This window comes from Burkholderia sp. BCC1638 (assembly GCF_902833195.1).
Classification (GTDB): Bacteria; Pseudomonadota; Gammaproteobacteria; order Burkholderiales; family Burkholderiaceae; genus Burkholderia; species Burkholderia diffusa.
Genome location: NZ_CADFEC010000020.1, coordinates 80,377 through 105,438, shown reverse-complemented (window position 1 = coordinate 105,438; position 25,062 = coordinate 80,377). Strand labels below are relative to the sequence as shown.

General features: G+C 64.0%; 25 protein-coding genes and 1 tRNA gene. All 26 read right to left on the bottom strand.

Translation table 11 applies throughout. The annotated features are described in order from the left end of the window. Positions 1 to 48: 48 nt before the first annotated feature. The gene (locus HWX22_RS22210) at positions 49 to 525 is read right to left on the bottom strand and encodes a MaoC family dehydratase (RefSeq protein ID WP_175916396.1); all 477 of its coding nucleotides are present in this window, start codon (positions 523 to 525) and stop codon (positions 49 to 51) included. Next, complete coding sequence (locus HWX22_RS22205) at positions 522 to 983, bottom strand: MaoC family dehydratase (RefSeq protein ID WP_059533186.1); 462 nt, start codon at positions 981 to 983, stop codon at positions 522 to 524. Before HWX22_RS22205 ends, HWX22_RS22210 begins: the two co-directional genes overlap by 4 nt. Positions 984 to 1,017: 34 nt before the next feature. Further along, positions 1,018 to 2,151: an acyl-CoA dehydrogenase gene (locus HWX22_RS22200; protein ID WP_175916395.1), complete on the bottom strand. Its 1,134-nt coding sequence runs from the start codon at positions 2,149 to 2,151 to the stop codon at positions 1,018 to 1,020. Positions 2,152 to 2,170: 19 nt separating this feature from the next. Next, a complete protein-coding gene (locus HWX22_RS22195) occupies positions 2,171 to 3,367 on the bottom strand; it encodes an acyl-CoA dehydrogenase family protein (RefSeq protein WP_175916394.1) in 1,197 nt (398 codons plus the stop codon). A 54-nt stretch (positions 3,368 to 3,421) separates the two neighbouring features. Continuing rightward, positions 3,422 to 3,844 carry a DUF1178 family protein gene (locus HWX22_RS22190; RefSeq protein WP_175916393.1) on the bottom strand — a complete coding sequence of 141 codons (423 nt, stop codon included), beginning with the start codon at positions 3,842 to 3,844 and terminating at the stop codon, positions 3,422 to 3,424. A gap of 136 nt (positions 3,845 to 3,980) precedes the next feature. Next, positions 3,981 to 4,571: an NUDIX hydrolase gene (locus HWX22_RS22185; protein ID WP_059533190.1), complete on the bottom strand. Its 591-nt coding sequence runs from the start codon at positions 4,569 to 4,571 to the stop codon at positions 3,981 to 3,983. Between the two features lie 41 nt (positions 4,572 to 4,612). Beyond that, positions 4,613 to 4,909: a DUF2818 family protein gene (locus tag HWX22_RS22180; RefSeq protein WP_059533192.1), complete on the bottom strand. Its 297-nt coding sequence runs from the start codon at positions 4,907 to 4,909 to the stop codon at positions 4,613 to 4,615. Then, positions 4,909 to 6,363: an NADH-quinone oxidoreductase subunit NuoN gene (gene nuoN, locus HWX22_RS22175; protein WP_175916404.1), complete on the bottom strand. Its 1,455-nt coding sequence runs from the start codon at positions 6,361 to 6,363 to the stop codon at positions 4,909 to 4,911. The genes HWX22_RS22180 and nuoN overlap by 1 nt, the downstream gene beginning before the upstream one ends. Before the next feature lie 36 nt (positions 6,364 to 6,399). Continuing rightward, complete coding sequence (locus HWX22_RS22170) at positions 6,400 to 7,890, bottom strand: NADH-quinone oxidoreductase subunit M (RefSeq protein ID WP_059533196.1); 1,491 nt, start codon at positions 7,888 to 7,890, stop codon at positions 6,400 to 6,402. Between the two features lie 18 nt (positions 7,891 to 7,908). Next, positions 7,909 to 9,963, bottom strand: a complete 2,055-nt coding sequence (gene nuoL, locus HWX22_RS22165; protein WP_175916392.1) for an NADH-quinone oxidoreductase subunit L — start codon at positions 9,961 to 9,963, stop codon at positions 7,909 to 7,911. Positions 9,964 to 9,980: 17 nt separating this feature from the next. Further along, a complete protein-coding gene (gene nuoK, locus HWX22_RS22160; RefSeq protein ID WP_004185739.1) occupies positions 9,981 to 10,286 on the bottom strand; it encodes an NADH-quinone oxidoreductase subunit NuoK in 306 nt (101 codons plus the stop codon). Positions 10,287 to 10,304: 18 nt separating this feature from the next. Further along, positions 10,305 to 10,955: an NADH-quinone oxidoreductase subunit J gene (locus HWX22_RS22155; RefSeq protein WP_059533200.1), complete on the bottom strand. Its 651-nt coding sequence runs from the start codon at positions 10,953 to 10,955 to the stop codon at positions 10,305 to 10,307. A 114-nt stretch (positions 10,956 to 11,069) separates the two neighbouring features. Continuing rightward, positions 11,070 to 11,558, bottom strand: coding sequence for an NADH-quinone oxidoreductase subunit NuoI (nuoI, locus tag HWX22_RS22150; RefSeq protein WP_011885529.1), 489 nt, complete (start codon positions 11,556 to 11,558; stop codon positions 11,070 to 11,072). Positions 11,559 to 11,573: 15 nt separating this feature from the next. Then, complete coding sequence (gene nuoH / locus HWX22_RS22145) at positions 11,574 to 12,641, bottom strand: NADH-quinone oxidoreductase subunit NuoH (protein ID WP_059533202.1); 1,068 nt, start codon at positions 12,639 to 12,641, stop codon at positions 11,574 to 11,576. Beyond that, positions 12,642 to 14,972 (bottom strand): NADH-quinone oxidoreductase subunit NuoG, encoded by a 2,331-nt coding sequence (gene nuoG, locus HWX22_RS22140; protein ID WP_175916391.1) that lies wholly within the window; start codon positions 14,970 to 14,972, stop codon positions 12,642 to 12,644. Positions 14,973 to 15,056: 84 nt separating this feature from the next. Further along, positions 15,057 to 16,367 carry an NADH-quinone oxidoreductase subunit NuoF gene (gene nuoF, locus HWX22_RS22135; RefSeq protein WP_006756904.1) on the bottom strand — a complete coding sequence of 437 codons (1,311 nt, stop codon included), beginning with the start codon at positions 16,365 to 16,367 and terminating at the stop codon, positions 15,057 to 15,059. After that, positions 16,364 to 16,849, bottom strand: coding sequence for an NADH-quinone oxidoreductase subunit NuoE (gene nuoE, locus HWX22_RS22130; protein WP_006478266.1), 486 nt, complete (start codon positions 16,847 to 16,849; stop codon positions 16,364 to 16,366). Before nuoE ends, nuoF begins: the two co-directional genes overlap by 4 nt. A 168-nt stretch (positions 16,850 to 17,017) precedes the next feature. Next, a complete protein-coding gene (locus tag HWX22_RS22125) occupies positions 17,018 to 18,271 on the bottom strand; it encodes an NADH-quinone oxidoreductase subunit D (RefSeq protein ID WP_012364320.1) in 1,254 nt (417 codons plus the stop codon). A gap of 9 nt (positions 18,272 to 18,280) precedes the next feature. Continuing rightward, complete coding sequence (locus HWX22_RS22120; RefSeq protein WP_059689381.1) at positions 18,281 to 18,883, bottom strand: NADH-quinone oxidoreductase subunit C; 603 nt, start codon at positions 18,881 to 18,883, stop codon at positions 18,281 to 18,283. A 21-nt stretch (positions 18,884 to 18,904) separates the two neighbouring features. Further along, positions 18,905 to 19,384 (bottom strand): NADH-quinone oxidoreductase subunit B, encoded by a 480-nt coding sequence (locus tag HWX22_RS22115; protein ID WP_006398799.1) that lies wholly within the window; start codon positions 19,382 to 19,384, stop codon positions 18,905 to 18,907. Positions 19,385 to 19,446: 62 nt separating this feature from the next. Continuing rightward, positions 19,447 to 19,806, bottom strand: a complete 360-nt coding sequence (locus HWX22_RS22110) for an NADH-quinone oxidoreductase subunit A (protein WP_006398798.1) — start codon at positions 19,804 to 19,806, stop codon at positions 19,447 to 19,449. Positions 19,807 to 19,960: 154 nt separating this feature from the next. Further along, positions 19,961 to 20,045 (bottom strand) — tRNA-Leu (locus HWX22_RS22105). 111 nt (positions 20,046 to 20,156) lie between these two features. Beyond that, the gene (secG, locus tag HWX22_RS22100; RefSeq protein ID WP_047898610.1) at positions 20,157 to 20,534 is read right to left on the bottom strand and encodes a preprotein translocase subunit SecG; all 378 of its coding nucleotides are present in this window, start codon (positions 20,532 to 20,534) and stop codon (positions 20,157 to 20,159) included. Between the two features lie 72 nt (positions 20,535 to 20,606). Next, positions 20,607 to 21,362 (bottom strand): triose-phosphate isomerase, encoded by a 756-nt coding sequence (gene tpiA, locus HWX22_RS22095; protein ID WP_175916390.1) that lies wholly within the window; start codon positions 21,360 to 21,362, stop codon positions 20,607 to 20,609. 141 nt (positions 21,363 to 21,503) lie between these two features. After that, a complete protein-coding gene (locus tag HWX22_RS22090; protein WP_175916389.1) occupies positions 21,504 to 22,523 on the bottom strand; it encodes an NAD(P)H-quinone oxidoreductase in 1,020 nt (339 codons plus the stop codon). A 140-nt stretch (positions 22,524 to 22,663) separates the two neighbouring features. Further along, positions 22,664 to 24,811: a polyribonucleotide nucleotidyltransferase gene (pnp, locus tag HWX22_RS22085; protein ID WP_059533215.1), complete on the bottom strand. Its 2,148-nt coding sequence runs from the start codon at positions 24,809 to 24,811 to the stop codon at positions 22,664 to 22,666. Positions 24,812 to 25,062: the final 251 nt, after the last annotated feature.

Sequence of the window (25,062 nt, the reverse complement as noted above, 5' to 3'; positions counted from 1 at the left end):
ACCACGCGCCGTGCGACGCGGCGGCATCCGTCGATGCCGCCGCGCGCATCAGAAGTAGTGCAGCGTAATGAATTCCGCCGCGCAAACGAGCAACGGCTCGTCCGGACGCTCGACCTGCATCGACACCGACCACGTCACCTGCACACCACCCCGCGCGGCCTCCGTGGCCTCCTTCACCGCGAATAGCGCGCGCACGCGTGCGCCGACCGGCACCGGCTTCAGGAACCGCACGCGGTTCAGTCCGTAGTTCACGCCCATCTTCTGCTCGAAGCGCATCGCATCGGTCATCAGCGCGGGAATCAGCGACAGCGTCAGGAATCCGTGCGCGATCGGGCCGCCGAACGGCGACTCGCGCCGCGCCCGCTCGGGATCGACGTGAATCCACTGGTGATCGCCGGTGGCGTCGGCAAAACCATCGACGCGACGCTGATCGATCTCGACCCAGCCGCTCGCGAGCGGCTCCGCGCCGACGCGCTCGTGCAGCGCTTGCGCAGACGCGATCAGCGGCAATGTCACGTCCGTCATGCGCCCGCTCCTTGCGGATGACGCAGTCCGAAGATCACCTTGGTATGCACGGTGATCACCGTGTCGCCGGCGCCGTTGACGCCGATCCACTCCGTCGACACGATGCCGCGATCGGGCTTGCTCTCCGACACGCGCTTGTCGTGGACCTTCTGATACATCGTGATCGTGTCGCCGGCACGCACGGGCTTGAGCCAGCGGATCGAGTCGATGCCGGGCGAGCCCATGCTAGTCGAATCCGGTCCCAGCTTCTTGATGAGCAGGCTCATGAACACCGAACACGTATGCCAGCCGCTCGCAACGAGTCCGCCGAACGGCGATGCCTTGCCAGCCTCCTCGTCGAGGTGGAACGGTTGCGGATCGTAGCGTTGCGCGAACGCCTTGATGTCGTCCGATTCGAACGTATAGCGGCCGATTTCGGTCGTACTGCCGACTTCCAGATCTTCGTAACTGATACCCACTGTCTATCTCCTATGGCGCGCTCGCGCGTCGCCGTCATGCCGCATCGGTCTGCGCGAAATCCGGCAGGGCCGCGATGCGCGCAAGATGATGATCGGTGTCGCCGAGTGTCGTCTCGATGATCGACAGCCGCTTGAACAGGTGTGCGGCGGCAACCTCATTGGTCACGCCCATGCCGCCGTGCAGTTGCACCGCCTGCTGGCCGACGAAGCGTGCGGCCGCGCCGACCCGCGCCTTCGCGGCCGACACCGCCTTGCGACGCGCATCGGCATCGCCGCCCGCGTAACGCACCGCGGCCAGGTAAGTCAGCGAGCGCGCCTGCTCCGCGTGAATCAGCATGTCGACCATCCGGTGCTGCAGTGCCTGGAAACGTGCAATCGGTACGCCGAACTGTTCGCGCGTCTTCGTGTATTCGACCGTCGCGCGGTTCAGCTCGTCGAGTGCGCCGACCGCTTCCGCGCAGAGCAGGAAGGTCGCGTAATCGGCAATCTGCTCGAGTGCGGCCGCATCGCGTGCGCCGCCCGTCAACTGCCGCGCGGCTGTGTCATGCAGCTCGATCGTCGCAGCGCGCTGGCCGTCGATCGTCCGGTAGTCGACGAGCTTCGCCCCCGCGGCATCGCGCTCGACGACGAACAGGCCGATGCTGCCGCCATCGACGCGCGCGGGCACGATCCACGCATGCGCCTGGGCGCCGTGCTGAACGACCGACTTGGTGCCGGTCAGCCGATACGTGCCGCCGTGATCGCGCGCGTGCGTATCGAGTTCGTACAGGTCGTAGCGTGCCCGTGGTTCGTGGAATGCAACGGCCAGGCGCTTCTGCCCTTGCGCGACCGCTTCCAGCAGCGCGGCATCGTCGCCCGTGCCGGACCCGGCGACACGCAGCGCCTCGATGCCGACCGCCGTCGCCCAGTACGGCTCGACCACGAGTGCACGGCCGAGCTCCTGCATCGCGACCAGCATGTCGACCGGGCCGCCGCCGAAGCCGCCCTGCGCATCCGGCACGGGCAGCGCGGTCAGGCCCAGCTCCGCGAATGCGCTCCATTGCGCGTCCGACACGCCGGCATCGCTTCGCACGATGGCCTGGCGCGCGTCGAAACCGTATTGCTCGCCGAGATAACGGCGCAGCGCGTCGGCAAACTGTTGCTGCTCATCGGTAAAGCTGAAATCCATGGTTGTCTCCGTTCCCTGATCACAGCCCCAGGATCATCTGCGCGATGATGTTCTTCTGAATCTCGTTCGAACCACCGTAGATCGACGTCTTCCGGTAATTGAAGTAGTAGGCGGCGAGCGGCGCGGCATCATCGTCGCCCGCGCTGCTGTGTTCGCGTTCGCCCTCGAGGAACGGGACGTCGAACGGCGCGGCAAGCGGACCGATCGCCTCGAACATCAGCTCGGTAAGCGCCTGCTGCACCTCGGTACCCTTGATCTTCAACATCGATGCCTCGGGGCCCGGCCCCTTGCCGCTCGTCTCGCGGCTCACAACACGCAGCACCGTCACCTCGAGCGCCATCAGTTCGACTTCGAGCGCCGCGACCTTCGCGGCAAACACCGGATCGGCGAGCAGCGGCTTGCCGTTCTTGCGCTGGTTCGACGCCACGCGTTTCAGGAATGCGAGCTCACGCTTCGACGCGCCGACGCGTGCGATGCCGGTGCGCTCGTGGCCCAACAGGTATTTCGCGTAAGTCCAGCCGCGGTTTTCATCGCCGACGAGATTCTCGACGGGCACCTTCACGTCCTCGAAGAACACCTCGTTGACTTCGTGATCCTCATCGAGCGTGATGATCGGGCGCACCGTGATGCCGGGCGTCTTCATGTCGATCAGCAGGAACGAGATGCCCTCCTGCTTCTTCGCCGCCGGATCGGTGCGCACGAGACAAAACATCATGTCCGCGTACTGGCCCAGCGTCGTCCATGTCTTCTGGCCGTTGACAACGTAGTGGTCGCCGTGACGTTCGGCACGCGTGCGCAGCGATGCGAGATCCGACCCGGAGCCTGGCTCGGAATAGCCCTGACACCACCAGTCGGTGCCGTCCAGAATGCGCGGCAGATAGTGGCGCTTCTGCGCTTCGCTGCCGTATTTCATCAGCACCGGCGCGACCATCGATACACCGAACGGCAGCACGGTCGGCGCGCCGATGCGTGCGCACTCCTCATCCCAGATGTGGCGCTGCGTCGCGTTCCAGTCCGGACCGCCGTATTCGGCCGGCCATGCGGGTGCGGACCAGCCGCGCTGGCCGAGAATCCGGTGCCAGCTCGCGAAATCCTCGCGGTCGAGTCGTTTGTGATCGAGTACCTTGGCGCGCAGTGCACGAGGCAGATTGGCCTCGAGCCAGGCGCGGACGTCGACGCGGAACGCGTCGTCGGCGGGGGAATAATCCAGATCCATGCGCAGTGTCTCCTGACCGCGGCCGTGCGGCCCGGCAAGGACACACTGCATACGTCATTGCAGCGGTTCTTTCAGCGCGGCAGGAATCGGCAGCGGCATCACGTCGATGCCTTCTTCGACCAAGGATTGCGCATCCTCCGGCGTCGTGACGCCACGAATGCTGCGCGCCGGCGCCTCGTTGTAATGAATGCGCCGCGCTTCCTCGGCGAAGCGCTCGCCCACGTTCTCGGTCTTCTCCAGCACCTCGCGCAGCGCGCGCATCACCTGCGCCTGAAGCGCGCGCGGATCGGCCGGCTGTGCCTGCGTCCCGCCCGACAGGTTCAGGCGCGGCGCCGACGGCATCCGGTTGATCTCGGTCGTTCCGCACACCGGACATTCGACCAGCTTGCGGGACAACTGCGCTTCGAACTCATCGGCGGAAGCGAACCAGCCTTCGAACCGATGACCGTGCGGGCACTGTAAATCGAGGACCTTCATGCTGAATCAGGGCGTGGGGCGAGTGTAGCGCAAAACGCGCGTTTGTGAACGATCGTGCTAAACCAGGATCGCGCGGCCGGACAGCGGCCGCGTCACTGGATTGTAACGCGGCGCCCCACCCGCCGCTGACGCGCCGTCAGGGCTTCTCGACCGGGCCGAGCGGCCAGGCGCCGGACAGGACCTTGTCGAGCCACATCGTGCCGATGATCGTCTTCACGTCGGTGATCTGACCGGTGCGCACCCACTCCTGAAGGTCGGGCAGCGTCGCCGTGAAGGTTTCGAGGAATTCGCCTTCGTCGAGCTTGCGCTCGCCGGCCGTCAGGCCGCGCGCAAGATACAGGTCGATGAATTCGGTCGAATAGGAAATGATCGGATGAATTCGGGCCAGGAACACATATTCGCGTGCCGTGTAGCCGGTTTCCTCGCGCAGTTCCCGCACCGCGCAGGCAAGCGCGCCCTCGTTCGGATCAAGTTTGCCGGCGGGGAATTCGGCCATGACCTTGCCGATCGGATAGCGATACTGGCTTTCCATCAGCACGCGGCCGTCGTCGAACAGCGGGATCACCATCACCGCGCCGGGGTGCTGGACGTATTCGCGCGTGGCCTGCTTGCCGTCGGGCAAACGAACGGTATCGCGCTTCAGCTTGAGGAACGAGCCGTCGAAAATCGCCTCGCTCTCGAGGCAGGTTTCGGTCAGTGCGGCGTCGTGATTGGGTAGTTCGGCCATCGGCGGGCTCCGGAGGAATGAGCACGCGACGGCCGAAGCCGTCAGCGTCGTTTGACGAGATACTGGAACGTGAAGCCGGGAAACGCGAACACAACGAAGAGACTGAACGTGATCGCGTAGAACTGCCAGCCCTGTTCGAAGCGGTTGCCGGCGCGCGACTCGAGCCAGAAGCCGAGCGCACCGACGACGAAATACAGCACGATCAGCTCGCCGATCCGAACCCACGCGTTTTTCTTCGTCGCACCGATCGGTACGACGGCGAAGAGGCGTTGGTTCAGGAACGGCACGTTGGCACATACGAGCGCCAACAGCACGATGAACCAGCCAGCTGCCGACATTACAGCGGCAGCGTGTGACGGATCGCCTGCAGGCAGGCCGTCAACAGCGGGCTCGGGATCAGGCCGAGCACCACGACTGCAATACCGTTGAGCACGAGGATCGTGCGCTTGCAGAAATCGCCGGTGACCGGGGTCGCGTCCTGCGGTGCATCGAAGTACATCAGCTTGACGATGCGCAGGTAGTAGAACGCGCCGAACAGCGACGTGATCACAGCCAGCACGGCCAGCCACGTGAGACCCGCGTTGACGGTCGCCTCGAGCACCGCGAGCTTCGCGTAGAAGCCGACGGTCGGCGGGATACCGGCCAGCGAGAACATCATGACCATCATCACGAACGCGAACACCGAGCTGCGCTTGTTGAGGCCCTTGAAGTCGTCGATCGTTTCCGCTTCGAAATCGCGGCGTGCGAGCAGCATCACCACGCCGAACGAGCCGAGCGTCGTGATCAGGTAGACGATCGCATAGAACATCGCCGAGCTGTACGCGTTGGCCGGTGCGGTCGCGTCGCCCTTCACGATGCCGGCGAGCAGGCCGAGCAGCACGAAGCCCATGTTCGAGATCGCCGAGTACGCGAGCATCCGCTTGATGTTGCGCTGGACGATACCGGTGATGTTACCGACGATCAGCGACAGCGCGGCGAGGATCACGAGCGCGGTCTGCCAGTTCTGTGCGAGCGGCAGCAGGCCCATCACCAGGAAACGCAGGCCCCACGCGAACGCGGCAACCTTCGGGCCGCCGCCGACGAACAGCGTCATCGCGGTCGGTGCGCCCTGGTAGACGTCCGGCACCCACATGTGGAACGGCACGGCGCCGAGCTTGAACGCGATACCGGCGACGATGAAGACCACGCCGAACATCAGCACGGCCGCGTCGGTGTTGCCGCCGACCGCCTTGTACACCTCGCCCAGCTCGAGCGAGCCGGTCGCGCCGTAGAGCATCGAAATGCCGTACAGCACGAAGCCCGACGCGAGCGCGCCCAGCACGTAGTACTTCATCGCGGCTTCGCTCGACTGCGCGGCATCGCGGCGCAGCGCGATGACGGCGTATAGCGACAGCGACATCAGTTCGAGGCCGAGGTACAGCGTCAGGAAGTTGTTGCCCGACACCATCACCAGCTGACCGAGCAGCGAGAACATGCCCAGCAGGAACACGTCGCCGCGGAACATGTCACGGTCTTCGAGGTACTTGCGCGAATAGACGAGCGAGACCGCGAAGCCGAGCGACACGACGGCCTTCATCATGCTCGCGAACGAGTCGACGACGACCATCCGCGAGAAGAAGTAATACTGCTGCGGGTCCAGCGCCTGCACCGCGAACCACACGCCGGCGACGACCGACGAAACCACCGCGATCAGATAGGTCAGGCGGCGGCCAGCGGCACCGGTAAAGGTGTCGTTCAGCCATGCGACGACGATGGCGACCATCACCAGCGCGTCAGGCAACAGGACATTCATAGGTGCGTTCATGATCTTGATTTCCTCCGCTCGCGATTACTGGGCCAGCGGCAGCTTCGACTGCGCGACGTGGGAGAGGAGGTTTTCCACGGAAACGTGCATCACGTCGGTGAAAGGCTTCGGATATAGACCCATCAGCAGCGTGAACGCGGCGAGCACGGCCAGCATCACGAATTCGCGACGGCCGATGTCCTTCAGCTTGGCAACGTGATCGTTCGCGACCGCGCCGAAGTACACGCGCTTGTACATCCACAGCGTGTAGGCGGCGCCGAGGATCAGCGTGAATGCCGCGCCGAATGCGATCCAGAAGTTGTACTGGACAGCCGCGAGAATCACCATGAATTCGCCGACGAAACCCGAGGTGCCCGGCAGGCCGCAGTTGGCCATCGAGAACAGCATCGCGAATGCCGCGAACTTCGGCATCACGTTCACGACGCCGCCGTAATCGGCGATCTGACGCGAGTGCACGCGGTCGTACAGCACGCCGATGCACAGGAACATCGCGCCCGACACGAAGCCGTGCGAGATCATCTGGACGATCGCGCCTTCGACACCGAGCTGGTTGAAGATGAAGAAGCCAAGCGTGACGAAGCCCATGTGCGCGATCGACGAATACGCGACCAGCTTCTTCATGTCGGCCTGCACCATCGCGACGAGGCCGATGTAGATCACTGCGATCAGCGACAGCGTGATCACGACCGGTGCCAGGAAGTGGCTTGCGTCAGGCGTGATCGGCAGCGAGAAACGCAGGAAACCGTACGCGCCGAGCTTCAGCATGATCGCCGCCAGCACGACCGAGCCGCCCGTCGGCGCTTCCACGTGCGCGTCCGGCAGCCAGGTGTGCACTGGCCACATCGGCACCTTCACCGCGAACGCGAGGAAGAATGCAATGAACAGCAGGATCTGCGGCGTCATCGCGATCTTGGCGTTCTGCCACGTCGCGAGATCGAACGAATGCGTCTGCGTGTAAAGGTAGATCAGCGCGACCAGCATCAGCAGCGAGCCGGCCAGCGTGTACAGGAAGAACTTGAACGCCGCGTACACGCGGTTCGGACCGCCCCACACACCGATGATGATGTACATCGGGATCAGGGTCGCCTCGAAGAACACGTAGAACAGCAGGCCGTCGGCCGCCGAGAACACGCCGATCATGATCCCGGACAAGATCAGGAAGGCCGCGAGGTACTGCGCGACGTTCTCGGTGATCACTTCCCACGCGGCGATCACGACGATCACCGTGATCAGCGCGGTCAGCACGACGAACCACATCGAGATGCCGTCGACGCCGAGGTGGTACGAGATGTCGAAGCGTTCGATCCAGGTCGACTGCTCGACGAACTGCAGTGCAGCCGTGCTCGAGTCGAAGCCCGTGATCAGCGGAATCGTGACCGCGAGACCGAGCAGCGAACCGATCAGCGCGACCCAGCGGGCCGTCCCCGGATTTTTGTCGTTACCCACCGCGAGCACGAGGAGGCCGAAAACGATCGGCAGCCAGATCGCGGTACTGAGAATCGGAAAAGCGTGCATTAGTGTTGTCCCCCCGCCTTATTTGCCGCCGAGCGTTACAAACAGGGTCAGGAGCCCCAGCATGCCGATGATCATGGCGAACGCGTAGTGATAGATGTAACCGGATTGGAGGAAGCGGATCACGCCGGCGAACCAGCCGATGAACCGCGCGCTGCCGTTGACGAGACCGTCGATCACGACGACGTCGCCTTCCTTCCACAGACCGCGGCCGATCGCCACCGAACCGCGGGCGAACACCACTTCGTTGATCTTGTCCATGTAGTACTTGTTGTCCAGCAGCGTGTAGATCGGACCGAACGCGCGGCGGATCGACGCCGGCAGCTCCGGACGCTTCAGGTACAGGAACCACGCAACGACGACACCGGCGAGCGCCAGCCACACCGGCAGGCCCGACACCGAGTGCAGACCCATGCCCACCCAGCCGTGGAACTCTTCGGCCATCTCGGCCAGTGCCGGATGGTTTTCGCCGATGAAGATCACCTTGTCGAACGCGACGCCGTGCTGGAAGAAGTCGCCGAACAGCATCGGGCCGATCGCGATCGCACCGATGATCACCGACGGAATTGCCAGCAGGACCAGCGGCACCCACACGACCCACGGGGTCTCGTGCGGCTCGTGCGCGTGGTCGTCATGACCGTGGCCATGGCCGTGATCGTCGTGGCCGTGCGCACCCGCCATGCCCATCGGCGATTCCGGATGCTTCGGCTTACGGAAGCGCTCTTCGCCGTGGAACACCAGGAAGTACATGCGGAACGAGTACAGCGCCGTGACGAACACGCTCGCGACGACCGCGAAGTACGCGAAGCCCGAACCCGGCAGATGCGACAGCTTCACCGCGTCGATGATCGAGTCCTTCGAGTAGAAGCCCGAGAAGAACGGCGTACCGATCAGCGCCAGCGAACCGACGAGCGACGTGATCCACGTGATCGGCATGTACTTGCGCAGGCCACCCATGTTGCGCATGTCCTGATCGTGGTGCATGCCCATGATCACCGAACCGGCGCCGAGGAACAGCAGCGCCTTGAAGAACGCGTGCGTCATCAGGTGGAACACGGCGACCGGGTAAGCGGACACGCCGAGCGCGACCGTCATGTAGCCGAGCTGCGACAGCGTCGAGTACGCGACGACACGCTTGATGTCGTTCTGGACGATCCCGAGGAAGCCCATGAACAGTGCCGTGATCGCACCGATCACCGTGATGAACGACAGCGCGGTATCCGACAGTTCGAACAGCGGCGACATGCGCGACACCATGAAGATGCCGGCCGTCACCATCGTCGCCGCGTGAATCAGCGCGGAGATCGGGGTCGGGCCTTCCATCGAGTCGGGCAGCCACACGTGCAGCGGGAACTGCGCCGATTTACCCATCGCGCCGATGAACAGGCAGATACAGGCGACGGTCAGCAGGCCCCAGTCGGTGCCCGGGAAGTGCAGGCTTGCGAGTTCGGCGCGCTTCGCAAACACTTCGCCGTAGTTCATCGACCCCGCGAATGCCAGCAGCAGGCCGATGCCCAGCAGGAAGCCGAAGTCGCCCACGCGGTTCACGAGGAACGCCTTCATGTTCGCGTAGATCGCGCTCTCACGCGTGAAGTAGAAGCCGATCAGCAGGTACGACACCAGACCCACCGCTTCCCAGCCGAAGAACAGCTGCAGGAAGTTGTTGCTCATCACGAGCATCAGCATCGAGAACGTGAACAGCGAGATGTACGAGAAGAAGCGCTGGTAGCCCTCTTCTTCCGACATGTAGCCGATCGTATACACGTGCACCATCAGCGAGACGAAGGTCACGACGACCATCATCATCGCGGTCAGCGAATCGACGAGGAAGCCGACTTCGAGTTTCAGCGAGCCGACGTTCATCCATTCGTAGACGGTCGCGTTGAAGCTCGCGCCGCCCATCACGTCGAGGAAGACTTTCGCCGACAGGAGGAACGCGATCAATACGCCGAGGATCGTGATCCGGTGTGCGCCCTTGCGCCCCACTGCGTTCCCGAACAGCCCCGCAATCAGCGAGCCGGCCAGCGGAGCGAGCGGAATCGCCAGCAGCAGGTTTTCATTGAGTGTCGTTGACATAACAGCGTTGCCTGAAATTAACCTTTGAGCTGATCGAGATCCTCGACATTGATCGTGTCGAGCTTACGGAACAGGGTCACCAGAATCGCGAGACCGATCGCGGCTTCCGCTGCGGCGACGGTCAGCACGAAGAACACGAAGATCTGGCCGTGCACGTCGCCGAGGTAGTGCGAAAACGCGACGAAGTTGGTATTCACCGCCAGCAGCATCAGTTCGATCGCCATCAGGATGATGATGATGTTGCGGCGGTTCAGGAAGATCCCGACGATCGCGATCGCAAAGAGGATCGCGCCGAGCACGAGGTAATGAGCAAGAGTCAGCATGGTTTTCTTTTCCTCCGCTTAGCCGTTGGTGCTCGTACCGGCTTCGCTCTGCGCCGTTTCCGGCTGCGGCTTGTCCGCTTCCATCTTCACGAGGCGCACGCGGTCATTACGGCGCACCTTGACCTGATCCGACACGCGCTGGCGCTTGCTGTCCTTGCCCTTGCGCTCGGTCAGCCCGATCGCGGCGATGATCGCGACCAGCAGCACCAGGCCGGCGATTTCAAACGCGAAGATGTAGTCGGTGTAGATCACCTTGCCGATCAGGCGCGTGTTCGACCAGTCGGCCATCGCGCCCGTCGCCATCGCGTGCACCGTGTGCGTGTCGCCGTAGCCGCGCCACAGGATCAGCGCGGTCTCGACCACGATGATCGCGCCGACGACGGTCGCCATCGGTACGAAGCGCTTGAAGTCGCGGCGCAGGTAATCGATGTTGATGTCCAGCATCATCACGACGAACAGGAACAGCACCATCACGGCGCCCACGTACACCAGCACCAGCAGGATCGCGAGGAACTCCGCTTCCAGCAGCATCCAGATCGCGGCGGCGTTGAAGAACGCCAGCACAAGGAAAAGCGCAGACGCCACCGGGTTGCGCGAAGTGATCACCTTCAGCCCTGATACCACCAGGAGCAGCGCGAAGATGTAGAACAGTACGGTCGTGAATTCCATGATTACCGGTTCATCGTTAGGCCATAGTCAGGCGCGGCTTGCGGGACGCTCTCGCGAGCCGCACCCGTCGCGGCGGCTCGGCCCGTTCATGCCGGGCCGGCACTGCAAACACAATCAACGATACGGCGCGTCGGCGGCCTTCGCCGCAGCGATGTCCTTCTCGTAGCGATCGCCCACCGCGAGCAGCATTTCCTTCGTGAAATACAGGTCGCCGCGCTTTTCGCCGTGGTACTCGAGGATCTGCGTCTCGACGATCGAATCGACCGGGCAGCTTTCCTCGCAGAAACCACAGAAGATGCACTTCGTCAGGTCGATGTCGTAGCGCGTCGTGCGGCGCGTGTTGTCCGCGCGCGTTTCCGACTCGATCGTGATCGCCATCGCGGGGCACACGGCCTCGCAGAGCTTGCACGCGATGCAGCGCTCTTCGCCGTTTTCATAGCGGCGCAGCGCATGCAGCCCGCGGAAACGCGGCGAAATCGGGGTCTTCTCTTCCGGGAACTGCACGGTGAACTTGCGCCGGAACGTGTAACGACCGGTCAGCGCGAGCCCCTTCAGCAGCTCCGTCAGGAAGAAGGTCTTAAAGAAGTGTTGGATTGCAGTCATGATTTCGTCCGATCCTTACTTCACCCAGATGTTGAGCGGCGACATCATCCAGAAGCCGACCACGACCACCCAGATCACCGTGACGGGCAGGAACACCTTCCAGCCCAGACGCATGATCTGGTCGTAACGGTAGCGCGGGAACGTCGCGCGCACCCAGATGAACACCGACAGCAGCGCGAATACCTTCAGCACCAGCCAGAAGATGCCCGGAATGAACGACAGGAATTCGAACGGTGCGTCCCAGCCGCCCAGGAACAGCGTCGCGGCCAGCGCCGAGATCACGATCATGTTGATGTACTCGGCGAGGAAGAACAGCGCGAACGCCATGCCCGAGTAATCGATCATGTGACCCGCGACGATCTCCGACTCCCCTTCCACCACGTCGAACGGGTGACGGTTCGTTTCGGCGATGCCGGACACGAAGTAGACGACGAACGCCGGCAGCAGCGGCAGCCAGTTCCACGACAGGAAGTTCACGCCGTGGCCGGCGAAGAAGCCGTGCTGTTGCGAGCCGACGATTTCCGACAGGTTCAGGCTGCCGGCCGTCATCAGCACGAGCACCAGCGCGAAGCCCATCGAGATTTCGTACGACACCATCTGCGCCGCAGCGCGCATCGCACCGAGGAATGCGTACTTCGAGTTCGACGCCCAGCCGGCGAGAATCACCGCGTACACGCCGATCGACGAGATCGCCATCGCATACAGCAGACCCGCGTTCACGTTCGCGAGCACGGCCTCGGCCTGGAACGGGATCACCGCCCACACGGCAAACGCCGGCACGACGGTCATGACCGGCGCGATCAGGTACAGCCAACGGCTTGCGGCGCTCGGCTGAATCACTTCCTTCAGCAGCAGCTTCAGCACGTCGGCGATCGGCTGCAGCAGGCCACCGGGGCCGACGCGGTTCGGGCCGAGACGCACGTGCATCCAGCCGATCAGCTTGCGTTCCCACAGAATCAGGTACGCGACGCACAGCAGGATCACGACGGCGACGACGAGGATGCGCACGACGGCCCACACCGTCGGCCACGCGACGCCGAGAAGCTGGGCTCCGCCCGCGTTGATCGTATCGAACAAGCTCATTTACGCCTTCTCCACCACCAGTTCACCGGACAGGCTGCCGAGCGCTGCGCCGGCAGGCGTCGCCGCCGACACGCGAACGACCGTCTCCGCAAGATTCGCGTCGCGCACGGCCGGCAACTGCACCGCACGCTCGCCCTGGCGCACGCGCACCGCGTCGCCTTCCTTCAAGCCCAGCTTGTCGAACAGCGCGGCCGGCAGGGCTGCGGCGTTCGCCATCTTCGCGGCGGCCGTCAGGTGCAGCGCACCGGCGCGGCGCACGAGTGCGTCGGCATGATAGATCGGCACGTCGGCGAGGCGCTCGAAGCCGCCGTTCGCGGCAACTGCCGCGACGCGTGCCGGCGCGACCGACGCCTGGTTCGACAGACGCTTCGCGACGCCCGCGTCGCCGAGCGCCGCGAGACGCACTTCTTCCGCCGTTTCGTATTCGAAGTTCGGCAGGCCGAGCAGGCTGCCGAGCACGCGCAGCACCTTCCACGCCGGACGCGTATCGCCGAGCGGACGCACGACGCCGTTGAAGCTCTGCACCGAGCCTTCCGCGTTCACGTACGTGCCTGCCGTTTCCGTGAACGGCGCGATCGGCAGCAGCACGTCGGCGTAATCGAGGCCGTGCTTGAACGGCGACATCACGACGACCATTTCGGCCTGGTTCAGCGCGGCAAGTGCCTGCGCCGGATCGGCCGTGTCGAATTCCGGTTCGACGTTCAGCAGCACGTAGCCCTTGCGCGGCTGCGCGAACGCTTCTCGTGCGTTCAGGCCGCCCTCGCCCGGCAGTGCGCCGACGACGTGCGCGCCGACCGTGTTCGCCGCTTCCGTCAGGAAACCGAACGTGGCGCCCGTGTTGTCGGCGATCCACTGTGCAACGGCGTGCAGCTTCGCGAATTGCGGGTGACGGACGGCCGCATTGCCGAGCAGCACCGCGCGGCGCTCGCCATTCGCGAGCGACTGGGCGACTGCTTGTGCTGCCGGCGATGCGGTGACGCCCGCCAGCGCGTCCGGCAGCGCGACGCCGCGCAGTTGCGCGACGGCGGCGGCAACGCCGGCCAGCTCGTCGAGCCATGCCGACGGCGCGGCGACGATGCGCTTCGCGGTCGGGATCAGCGAGTCGTCGGCGGTCGCGTGCAGGAAGTGCAGCTTCGCGCCGTTCTTCGCGGCCTGGCGCAGGCGCGCGGCGAACAGCGGGTGGTCGCGGCGCAGGAACGAACCGACGACGAACGCGGCATCCACGCTCGACAGATCGGCGATCGGCATGCCGAGCCACGGTGCGCCCTGGACCGGCGCCGAGAAATCTTGCTGACGCAGACGGAAGTCGACGTTCGGCGTTTTCAGTTCGCTGGCGAGCTGCTTCACGAGGAACAGCTCTTCAGCGGTGCTGTGCGCGCTCGCGAGCATCGCCAGCGCGTTCGCGCCGTGATCCGCGGCGATGCCCTTCAGGCCCTTCGCGACATATTCGAGCGCGGTCTGCCAGTCGGTCTCGATCCACTGGCCGCCCTGCTTCAGCATCGGCTTCGTCAGGCGCTCTTCGCTGTTCAGGCCTTCGTACGAGAAACGATCCTTGTCCGAGATCCAGCATTCGTTGATCGCTTCGTTCTCGAACGGCAGCACGCGCATCACACGGTTATTCTTCACCTGCACGACGAGGTTCGCGCCGACCGAATCGTGCGGGCTCACCGACTTGCGGCGCGACAGTTCCCACGTACGGGCGCTGTAGCGGAACGGCTTGCTGGTCAGCGCGCCGACCGGGCACAGGTCGATCATGTTGCCCGACAGTTCGGAGTCGACCGTCTTGCCAACGAACGTCGTGATTTCCGAGTGCTCGCCGCGACCCAGCATGCCGAGCTCCATCACGCCGGCGATTTCCTGGCCGAAGCGGACGCAGCGCGTGCAGTGGATGCAGCGCGACATTTCTTCCATCGAGATCAGCGGGCCCACGTTCTTGTGGAACACCACGCGCTTTTCTTCCGAGTAGCGCGATGACGACTTGCCGTAGCCGACCGCCAGATCCTGCAGCTGGCATTCGCCGCCCTGATCGCAGATCGGGCAGTCGAGCGGGTGGTTGATGAGGAGGAATTCCATCACCGACTGCTGCGCCTTCACGGCCTTGTCGGACTGCGTGCGCACGATCATGCCGGCCGACACGGGCGTCGCGCAGGCAGGCACGGCCTTCGGCATCTTCTCGACTTCGACGAGACACATCCGGCAGTTGGCCGCGACCGACAGTTTCTTGTGATAGCAGAAGTGAGGAATGTACGTATCCGCCTTGTGCGCAGCCTGGATCACCATGCTGCCTTCGGGCACCTCGACCTTCTTGCCGTCTATTTCAAGTTCAACCATGATGGTGAATGGTCCTTAACCTATTTCCGCCCGTTCGCGCCTTCGCCCGACCGTGCGCTCAAATTCCGCAACCGGTGCTTCGCTTCAGGCTGCCGCCGCGTGCGCGTGGCCGCCGACCATGCAGTGCTTGTGCTCGACGTGGTACGCGAATTCGTCCCAGTAATGCTTGAGCATCCCGCGTACCGGCATCGCCGCCGCATCGCCGAGCGCGCAGATCGTGCGGCCCATGATGTTCTCGGCAACCGAGTTCAGCAGGTCCAGATCTTCCTGGCGACCTTCGCCGTGCTCGATACGATTCACGACGCGATACAGCCAGCCGGTGCCTTCACGGCACGGCGTGCACTGGCCGCACGATTCCTCGTAGTAGAAGTACGACAGGCGCAGCAGCGAACGCACCATGCAGCGCGTCTCGTCCATCACGATCACCGCGCCGGAGCCGAGCATCGAGCCCGCCTTCGCGATCGAGTCGTAATCGAGATCGGTCTGCATCATGATGTCGCCCGGGATCACCGGTGCCGACGAACCGCCCGGAATCACGGCCTTGATCTTGCGACCGCCGCGCATCCCGCCGGCGAGCTCCATCAGCGTCGCGAACGGCGTGCCGAGCGGCACTTCATAGTTGCCCGGACGCTCGACGTCGCCCGACACCGAGAAGATCTTCGTGCCACCGTTGTTCGGCTTGCCGATCTCGAGGTAATTCTGCGGCCCGATGGACAGCAGGAACGGCACCGCGGCAAACGTCTCGGTATTGTTGATCGTGGTCGGCTTGCCGTACACGCCGAAGCTCGCCGGGAACGGCGGCTTGAAGCGCGGCTGGCCCTTCTTGCCTTCGAGCGACTCGAGCAGCGCCGTTTCCTCGCCGCAGATGTACGCGCCGTAACCGTGGTGCGCGTGCAGCTGGAACGAGAATTCCGAGCCCATGATGTTGTCGCCGAGGAAACCCGCGGCACGCGCTTCATCGAGCGCGGCCTCGAAGCGTCGATACACTTCGAAGATTTCGCCGTGGATGTAGTTGTAGCCGACGGTGATGCCCATCGCGTACGCGCCGATGGCCATGCCTTCGATCAGTGCGTGCGGGTTCCAGCGCAGGATGTCGCGATCCTTGAACGTGCCCGGTTCGCCTTCGTCCGAGTTGCAGACGAGGTACTTCTGCCCCGGGAACTGGCGCGGCATGAAGCTCCACTTCAGGCCGGTCGGGAAGCCCGCACCGCCACGGCCACGCAGGCCCGACGCCTTCACGTCGGCGATCACCTGCTCCGGCGGAATCTTTTCTTCGAGAATGCGGCGCAGCTGCTTGTAGCCGCCGCGCGCAACGTAGTCTTCGAGATGCCAGTTCTCGCCGTTCAGACCAGCGAGGATCAGCGGTTTGATGTGACGGTCGTGGAGGGACGTCATTTCGAGAGCTCCTCAAGCAGCTGGTCGATCTTCTCGCGGCTCATGAAGCTGCACATTCTGTGATTGTTCACCAGCAGCACCGGCGCATCGCCGCACGAGCCCATGCATTCGCCTTCCTTCAGCGTGAACTTGCCGTCGGGCGTGGTCTCGCCGAAGCCGATGCCCAGCTTCTGTTTCAGGTAGTCGGCAGTCGCTTCCGCGCCGCCGTGCGGGCCAAGCTGGCACGGCAGGTTCGTGCAGAGCGTGATCTTGTGCTTGCCGACCGGTTTGAGCTCGTACATCGTGTAGAACGTCGCGACTTCCTGCACGGCAACGGCCGGCATGCCGAGATAGTCCGCGACGAACTGCATCAGTTCGGGCGACAGCCAGCCGTGCTCTTCCTGAGCGACGGCCAACGCCGACATCACGGCGGACTGTTTCTGATCGGCGGGATACTTCGTCAACGCTCGATCGATTTCCTTCAGGCCTTCAGCTGAGATCATTTTCAGACACGACTCTTTCAATTCCTACCGAACGAACAACCTGCCGCACTGCTGTGCAAGGACGGCAGACCTGGCGCTCACTGTTGACAGCTTGCGAAGCCGCGCCGGTTCAGCGCGCATCGCGTGTGACTTACTGCTCGCCGCCCACTCGCGCGGGCGGCGCGACCATTAGCGATCGATTTCGCCGAACACGATGTCCTGCGTACCGATGATCGTGACGGCGTCAGCAATCATGTGACCGCGCGCCATTTCGTCGAGCGACGCGAGGTGCGCGAAGCCCGGTGCGCGGATCTTGAGGCGATACGGCTTGTTGGCACCATCCGACACGAGGTAGATGCCGAATTCGCCCTTCGGATGCTCGACAGCCGCGTACGCTTCGCCTTCCGGCACGTGAAAACCTTCGGTGAAGAGCTTGAAGTGGTGAATCAAGTCTTCCATGTTGGTCTTCATGCCGACGCGCGACGGCGGCGCAACCTTGTGATTGTCGGTCATCACCGGGCCCGGATTCTTGCGGAGCCACTCAATACACTGTTTCGCGATGCGGATCGACTGGCGCATTTCCTCGACGCGCACCAGATAGCGGTCGTAGCAATCGCCGTTCACGCCGACCGGCACGTCGAAATCCATGCGGTCGTACACTTCGTACGGCTGCTTCTTGCGCAGGTCCCACGCGATACCCGAGCCGCGCAGCATCGGGCCCGTCAGGCCCATCTGCAGCGCACGCTCCGGGCTGACGACGCCGATCCCCACCAGACGCTGTTTCCAGATCCGGTTGTCGGTCAGCAGCGTTTCGTATTCGTCGACGCACTTCGGGAAGCGCGTGAAGAAGTCGTCGATGAAGTCGAGCACCGAGCCGCTGCGCGCTTCGTTCATCTTCGCGAGCGCCTTCTCGTTGCGAATCTTCGACGCCTTGTATTGCGGCATTGCGTCAGGCAGGTCGCGGTAGACGCCGCCCGGACGGTAGTACGCCGCGTGCATCCGGGCACCGGACACCGCTTCGTACACGTCCATCAGATCTTCGCGCTCGCGGAATGCGTACAGGAACACCGCCATCGCGCCGACGTCGAGTGCGTGCGCGCCGATCCACATCAGGTGGTTCAGCACGCGCGTGATCTCGTCGAACAGCACGCGGATGTACTGCGCGCGCTCCGGCACGTCGATGCCGAGCAGACGCTCGATCGCGAGCACGTAGCCGTGCTCGTTGACCATCATCGACACGTAGTCGAGACGATCCATGTACGGCACGGACTGGATGAAGGTCTTGTTTTCCGCGAGCTTTTCAGTCGCGCGATGCAGCAGGCCGATGTGCGGATCGGCACGCTGGATGACTTCGCCGTCGAGCTCGAGCACGAGGCGCAGCACGCCGTGCGCTGCCGGGTGCTGCGGACCGAAGTTGAGGGTGTAGTTCTTGATTTCTGCCATGACGCCCCCTTAATGTTTCAGACCGCCATAGCGATCCTCGCGGATCACGCGCGGCGTGATTTCGCGCGGCTCGATCGTCACCGGCTGGTAGACGACCCGCTTCTCTTCCGGGTCGTAACGCATTTCGACATAGCCCGACACCGGGAAGTCCTTGCGGAACGGATGGCCGATGAAGCCGTAGTCGGTGAGGATGCGGCGCAGATCGGGGTGACCCTCGAACACGAGGCCGTACAGGTCGAACGCTTCGCGCTCGTACCAGTTTGCGGAGGTCCAGACGTCGACGAGCGATGCCACGATCGGCAGATCGTCGTCCGGCGCGAACACGCGCAGGCGCAGGCGCCAGTTGTTCGTGACCGACAGCAGCTGCGACACGGCCGCGAAACGCGGGCCGTCGTAGGCGCCGTCGCCGTAGGTCTGGTAGTCGACGCCGCAGAGGTCGATCAGTTGCTCGAAACGGAGCTTCGGATCGTCGCGCAGCATCTTTGCGACTTCGAGGTAATCGCTCGCCTTCACGACGAGCGTCAGTTCACCGATCGCTTCGGTGAGGCTCACCACGCGCGCGCCGAGCGCGGCTTCGAGGTTTGCCTTGAGGGTCTCGATTTTGCTTGCCATATTGAGGGGACGCTCGGGGCTTTATTGACGGGCGATGGTATTGGTGCGGCGGATCTTCGCCTGAAGCTGGATCACGCCGTAGACCAGCGCCTCGGCCGTGGGCGGACAGCCCGGCACGTAGACGTCGACCGGCACGATCCGGTCGCAACCGCGGACCACCGAGTACGAGTAGTGGTAGTAACCGCCACCGTTCGCGCACGACCCCATCGAGATCACCCAGCGCGGCTCGGCCATCTGGTCGTACACGCGGCGCAGCGCGGGCGCCATCTTGTTGCACAGCGTGCCGGCGACGATCATCACGTCCGACTGACGCGGGCTCGGACGGAACACGACCCCGAACCGGTCCAGGTCATAACGGGCCGCACCCGCATGCATCATCTCGACGGCGCAACACGCGAGCCCGAACGTCATCGGCCACAGCGAGCCGGTACGCGTCCAGTTGATCAGCTTGTCAGCCGTCGTGGTGACAAACCCTTCCTTCAAGACCCCTTCGATACTCATTTGCTTTCCACTCCAGACGAGCGGCCCAGCGTGGCCGCCCATGCAAACCGGCGATTAACCCATCACTCCCAGTCGAGGCCGCCTTTCTTCCAGATATAGGCAAAGCCCAGCAGGAATTCGAGCAGAAAAATCATCATTGCGATGAAACCCGGCCAGCCGATGTCCCGGAGCGCGACGCCCCACGGAAACAGGAATGCGGTTTCGAGATCGAAGATGATGAACAGGATGGCGACGAGGTAGTACCGGACGTCGAATTTCATCCGGGCGTCTTCAAAGGCTTCGAAGCCGCACTCATACGGTGCGTTCTTCTCAACGTCCGGCTTATTGGGACCAAGGAGCTTGCCGATGCTGACCAGCGCTATACCTAAACCAGTGCCCACGAGGAGGAACAACAAGACGGGGTAATAGGCTGCGAGGTTCAAGGCAATCCTCTATCGGTTGGTTCTGAGCGTCCGGAGAATACCACTTCCGGCGGAAGGAATCATTTCGGAGTGCGTGCGATCACAAGACAATCGCAAGGCACACGCCAGAAATGAAAAATGCCAGCCACTAGAAGCGGCTGGCATTGAGTAACTTTGGTGCCGACGGCGAGACTCGAACTCGCACAGCTTTCGCCACTACCCCCTCAAGATAGCGTGTCTACCAATTTCACCACGTCGGCACTGCATGCAACTCGGGTTGTGCTGCTTGTTTCCCGCGAATCGCTTCAAGAATTAAATTCTAACCCGAGTTCCAGATTTGTTCAACGCACAAACGCAAAAAATTCGACTTTTTATTTCGGGACATCCTGGCCCGGCGCGCTCGCCGCCGAACCCGCGGCAGCGGACGCGGCGACGGCCGGCGCCGACGCTGCAGGCGCCGATGCCGGCGCGGTCGCGGCGGCACCGAGCACGCCGGCCGACGGCGTCGACTTGTACGAACCGAGGTACGTCAGCGCGAGCGTCGCGACGAAGAAGATCGTCGCGAGAATGCCCGTCGTGCGCGACAGGAAGTTGGCGGAGCCCGTTGCACCGAACAGGCTGCCCGACGCGCCGCTGCCGAATGCAGCGCCCATGTCGGCGCCCTTGCCGTGCTGCAGCAGCACGAGTCCGATCACACCGAGTGCAGACAGCACCTGCACAACAATAATCAGCGTCTTGAATAACAGCATCACATCCACCCGATTGGATCAGGCAACCGGACCAACCGGCCGCCATCATGGTTCAATTCGATCCCGGACCGCTCAACGTGCGGCCCAGCAGATCGCCAGGAAATCTTCCGCCTTCAGCGACGCGCCGCCGATCAGGCCGCCATCGATGTCAGGCTGCGCGAACAGCTCTTCCGCGTTGTCCGGCTTCACGCTGCCGCCGTACAGCACCGATACGTCCGCCGCCCCCTTCGCCGCGAGACGCGCACGCAGGAATGCGTGCACGTCCTGCGCCTGCGCCGACGTCGCGCTCTTGCCCGTGCCGATCGCCCAGACCGGCTCGTATGCGACGACGATGCGCGCCGCTTCGTCAGCCGTCAGCACGGCCAGCACGGCGTCGAGCTGCGCACCGACTACCTGCTCGGTCGCGCCCGCCTCGCGCTCGTCGAGCGTTTCACCGACGCACACGACGGGCGTGAGACCCGCCGCGAGCGCGCGCTGCGTCTTCGCGGCAATGGTTTCGTTGCGCTCGCCGTGGTACGCGCGACGCTCCGAGTGACCGACGATCGCATACTGCGCGCCGAACTCCGCCACCATCGCGGCCGCCACTTCACCGGTGAACGCGCCCTGCTCGTGCGCGGACACGTCCTGCGCGCCGAACGCGACACGGCCGCCGGCGAGCTGCGCCTGAACCTGCGCGAGATACGGGAACGGCACGCACACGCCGATCGACGTCTCGGCCGCCACCGCGCCCGCGCCCTGCACCACTTCGTTCAGCAATGCCTGGTTGCCGGCCAGCCGGCCGTGCATCTTCCAGTTGCCGATCACTCGCTTCGTTCGTTGTTTCGACATCGTGTCTGTCTCGTCACTATCTTGTCATTAACGCACCGGAAACCGGCCCGTCAGGTTGGATCTGGCGAAGCAAACCCGCGATTTTACTGCGCGCGGCTTGAACCGGTCAAACCGCGCATGTCAAGCCCGCCGCGCGGGCCGTCACGCGTTCGCGCCCCAATCAAGCACGATCTTGCCGATGTGCTCGCCGCTTTCCATCAGCGCATGCGCCTGCGCGGCCTCCCCTGCCGGCAGCACGCGGTAGATGACGGGCTTGATGCGACCGTCCGCGAGCAGCGGCCAGACGCGCGCCTTCAGCTGCGCGGCGATGCGCGCCTTGAATTCGACCGGACGCGGCCGCAGCGTCGAGCCCGTCACCGTCAGCCGGCGGCGCAGGATTTCATTCAGGTTGACCTCGGCCTTCGCGCCACCGAGCAACGCGATCAGCACGAGGCGGCCGCCATCCGCGAGCGCGGACAGTTCGCGCGGCACGTACGAGCCCGCGACCATGTCGAGGATCACGTCGACGCCGCGATCGTGCGTCAGCGACTTGACGACCTCGACGAAGTCCTCGGTCTTGTAGTTGATCGCACGCTCGGCGCCGAGCGCCTCGCATGCGCGGCATTTGTCGGCATTCCCGGCCGTCGCGAACACGCGAAAGCCGAGCGCGTGCGCGATCTGGATCGCCGTCACGCCGATCCCGCTCGAGCCGCCCTGCACGAGCAGCGTTTCCTGCTCGCCGCCCTCGCCCGCGCCGAGCAGCGCACGGTCGAACACGTTGCTCCACACCGTGAAAAAGGTTTCGGGCAGCGATGCGGCCTCGATGTCGGTCAGCCCGTCGGGCACCGGCAGGCATTGCGGCAGCGGCGCAACCGCATATTCGGCGTAGCCACCGCCCGCGAGCAGCGCGCAGACGCGATCGCCCAGCTTCAGGCCAAACGGATTCAGCGCCGCATCCGACAGGTCGCCGCCGACGATCTCGCCCGCGACCTCGAGGCCCGGCAGATCCGACGCACCCGGCGGCGGCGCATACGCGCCCTTGCGCTGGAATATGTCCGGCCGGTTCACGCCGGAAGCCGCCACCTTGATCAACACTTCGCCGCGCTTCGGTTCGGGGCGCGGACGCTCCGCCAGCTTCAGCACGTCGGGGGCGCCGAATTCGGTGATTTCGATGGCTTTCATGGTGGTCGCTCCAGGATCAGTCGGGGGCGCACCCGTGCGCGGCACGGGCGCCTCGCCGGCGCTGCTGCGCCGCACAACGATGCTACAGAAAAAACGGCCGGCACGCTTTCGCACTGCCGGCCGTTCTCACGCCTGTCCGCTTACTGCTGCGGCGGCGTATCCGACTGCGACGCTGCCGCTGCTTCGTTCAGCAGCGCCTTCGCCGACAGACGCACGCGACCCTTCTCGTCCGTCTGGATCACCTTGACCTTCACCTGCTGACCTTCCTTCAGGTAGTCGTTGATGTCCTTCACGCGCTCGTTGACGATTTCCGAGATGTGCAGCAGGCCGTCCTTGCCCGGCAGCAGGTTCACGATCGCGCCGAAATCGAGCAGCTTGAGCACCGTGCCTTCGTACACCTGGCCGACTTCGATCTCGGCCGTGATTTGCTCGATGCGCTTCTTCGCTTCGGCCATGCCTTCGCTGTTCGTGCTCGCGATCGTCACGACGCCGTCATCCGAGATGTCGATGGTCGTGCCGGTTTCTTCCGTCAGCGCACGGATCACCGAACCGCCCTTGCCGATCACGTCGCGGATCTTTTCCGGGTTGATCTTGATCGTGATCATGCGCGGCGCGAATTCCGACAGTTGCGTGTTCGCACCCGAGACCGCCGACGTCATCTTGCCGAGGATGTGCATGCGGCCTTCCTTCGCCTGCGCGAGCGCGACCTGCATGATTTCCTTCGTGATGCCCTGAATCTTGATGTCCATCTGCAGCGCCGTCACACCTTGCTCCGTGCCGGCCACCTTGAAGTCCATGTCGCCGAGGTGATCTTCGTCGCCGAGGATGTCAGTCAGCACCGCGAACTTGTTGCCTTCGAGGATCAGGCCCATCGCGATACCCGCGACGTGTGCCTTCATCGGCACGCCGGCGTCCATCAGCGCGAGGCAGCCGCCGCACACCGACGCCATCGACGACGAACCGTTCGACTCGGTGATTTCCGACACGACGCGGATCGAGTAGCCGAATTCGTCGGCGCTCGGCAGGCACTTGACCAGCGCGCGCTTCGCGAGACGGCCGTGACCGATTTCACGACGCTTCGGCGAGCCGACGCGACCCGTTTCGCCGGTCGCGAACGGGGGCATGTTGTAGTGGAGCATGAAGCGCTCGCGGTATTCGCCTTCGAGCGCGTCGATGATCTGCTCGTCACCCTTCGTGCCGAGCGTCGCGACGACGAGCGCCTGCGTTTCGCCACGCGTGAACAGCGCCGAACCGTGGGTGCGCGGCAGCACGCCGGTGCGGATCTCGATCGGACGCACGGTGCGCGTGTCGCGACCGTCAATGCGCGGCTCGCCGTTCAGGATCTGCGAACGGACGATCTTCGCTTCGATGTCGAACAGGATGTTGCCGACGGTAGCCTTGTCGGCCGCGACCGTGCCGGCCGCCAGCGCGTCTTCCTCGAGCTTCGCCGAGGTCGCCGCGTAGACTTCCTTCAGCTTCGTCGAACGCGCTTGCTTGTCGCGCAGCTGGTAAGCGGCGAGCAGGTCGCCGTGCGCCAGTTCCGTCACGCGCGCGATCAGCGCCTCGTTCTTCGGTGCCGGCTGCCAGTCCCACTCGGGCTTGCCACCTTCGCGCACGAGTTCGTGGATCGCATCGATCGCCGTCTGCATCTGCTCGTGGCCGAACACGACCGCGCCCAGCATCACGTCTTCCGGCAGCTGGTCGGCTTCCGATTCGACCATCAGCACCGCACGCTCCGTACCGGCGACGACGAGGTCGAGGCTCGATGCCTTGATCTGGTCACGCGTCGGGTTCAGCACGTATGCGTTGTCGATGTACGCGACGCGCGCGGCACCGACCGGACCGTTGAACGGCAGGCCCGACACGGCGAGCGCAGCCGATGCACCGATCAGCGCGGGGATGTCCGCCGGGATTTCCGGGTTCACGGACAGCACGTGGATCACGACCTGCACTTCGTTATAGAAGCCTTCCGGGAACAGCGGGCGCAGCGGACGGTCGATCAGGCGCGACGTCAGCGTCTCGTGTTCCGACGGACGGCCTTCGCGACGGAAGAAGCCGCCCGGGATCTTGCCGGCCGAGTAGGTCTTTTCGAGGTAGTCGACGGTCAGCGGGAAGAAATCCTGGCCCGGCTTCGCCGACTTCGCGCCGACGACGGTTGCCAGCACGACGGTGTCTTCCACGTCGACGATCACGGCACCGCTCGCCTGGCGAGCGACTTCACCGGTTTCGAGGCGCACCTTGTGCTGGCCCCACTGGAATTCCTTCACGACCTTGTTGAACATGGACATGGTTGCTCCTTTGAATTCATTCATTTCATTCGCCACCCGGGCCATCCCGTGCGGCGGCGTCCCGACCGAATCACCCGGAGCAAGGTGTGTTTTTTATGCCATTCCAGCGCGACGCTCGTCGAGCGGCGCGCTGGAATGACACAAATCCCGACCCCGGTATCAGCCGTTCCGGCAGCCGGCACTCACGTGCCGGACAACCCGCGGTGCGCGTGACGCTACGCACCGCGCAAAAACAAAATGCCTGCATCAGC

Bases quoted from the DNA above. Each gene is read 5' to 3' on its own strand.
- HWX22_RS22210 (WP_175916396.1), bottom strand. From the start codon at position 525: ATGACGGACGTGACATTGCCGCTGATCGCGTCTGCGCAAGCGCTGCAC.
- HWX22_RS22200 (WP_175916395.1), bottom strand. From the start codon at position 2,151: ATGGATTTCAGCTTTACCGATGAGCAGCAACAGTTTGCCGACGCGCTG.
- HWX22_RS22195 (WP_175916394.1), bottom strand. From the start codon at position 3,367: ATGGATCTGGATTATTCCCCCGCCGACGACGCGTTCCGCGTCGACGTC.
- HWX22_RS22190 (WP_175916393.1), bottom strand. From the start codon at position 3,844: ATGAAGGTCCTCGATTTACAGTGCCCGCACGGTCATCGGTTCGAAGGC.
- HWX22_RS22185 (WP_059533190.1), bottom strand. From the start codon at position 4,571: ATGGCCGAACTACCCAATCACGACGCCGCACTGACCGAAACCTGCCTC.
- HWX22_RS22180 (WP_059533192.1), bottom strand. From the start codon at position 4,909: ATGTCGGCAGCTGGCTGGTTCATCGTGCTGTTGGCGCTCGTATGTGCC.
- nuoN (WP_175916404.1), bottom strand. From the start codon at position 6,363: ATGAATGTCCTGTTGCCTGACGCGCTGGTGATGGTCGCCATCGTCGTC.
- HWX22_RS22170 (WP_059533196.1), bottom strand. From the start codon at position 7,890: ATGCACGCTTTTCCGATTCTCAGTACCGCGATCTGGCTGCCGATCGTT.
- nuoL (WP_175916392.1), bottom strand. From the start codon at position 9,963: ATGTCAACGACACTCAATGAAAACCTGCTGCTGGCGATTCCGCTCGCT.
- nuoK (WP_004185739.1), bottom strand. From the start codon at position 10,286: ATGCTGACTCTTGCTCATTACCTCGTGCTCGGCGCGATCCTCTTTGCG.
- HWX22_RS22155 (WP_059533200.1), bottom strand. From the start codon at position 10,955: ATGGAATTCACGACCGTACTGTTCTACATCTTCGCGCTGCTCCTGGTG.
- nuoI (WP_011885529.1), bottom strand. From the start codon at position 11,558: ATGACTGCAATCCAACACTTCTTTAAGACCTTCTTCCTGACGGAGCTG.
- nuoH (WP_059533202.1), bottom strand. From the start codon at position 12,641: ATGAGCTTGTTCGATACGATCAACGCGGGCGGAGCCCAGCTTCTCGGC.
- nuoG (WP_175916391.1), bottom strand. From the start codon at position 14,972: ATGGTTGAACTTGAAATAGACGGCAAGAAGGTCGAGGTGCCCGAAGGC.
- nuoF (WP_006756904.1), bottom strand. From the start codon at position 16,367: ATGACGTCCCTCCACGACCGTCACATCAAACCGCTGATCCTCGCTGGT.
- nuoE (WP_006478266.1), bottom strand. From the start codon at position 16,849: ATGATCTCAGCTGAAGGCCTGAAGGAAATCGATCGAGCGTTGACGAAG.
- HWX22_RS22125 (WP_012364320.1), bottom strand. From the start codon at position 18,271: ATGGCAGAAATCAAGAACTACACCCTCAACTTCGGTCCGCAGCACCCG.
- HWX22_RS22120 (WP_059689381.1), bottom strand. From the start codon at position 18,883: ATGGCAAGCAAAATCGAGACCCTCAAGGCAAACCTCGAAGCCGCGCTC.
- HWX22_RS22115 (WP_006398799.1), bottom strand. From the start codon at position 19,384: ATGAGTATCGAAGGGGTCTTGAAGGAAGGGTTTGTCACCACGACGGCT.
- secG (WP_047898610.1), bottom strand. From the start codon at position 20,534: ATGCTGTTATTCAAGACGCTGATTATTGTTGTGCAGGTGCTGTCTGCA.
- tpiA (WP_175916390.1), bottom strand. From the start codon at position 21,362: ATGTCGAAACAACGAACGAAGCGAGTGATCGGCAACTGGAAGATGCAC.
- HWX22_RS22090 (WP_175916389.1), bottom strand. From the start codon at position 22,523: ATGAAAGCCATCGAAATCACCGAATTCGGCGCCCCCGACGTGCTGAAG.
- pnp (WP_059533215.1), bottom strand. From the start codon at position 24,811: ATGTCCATGTTCAACAAGGTCGTGAAGGAATTCCAGTGGGGCCAGCAC.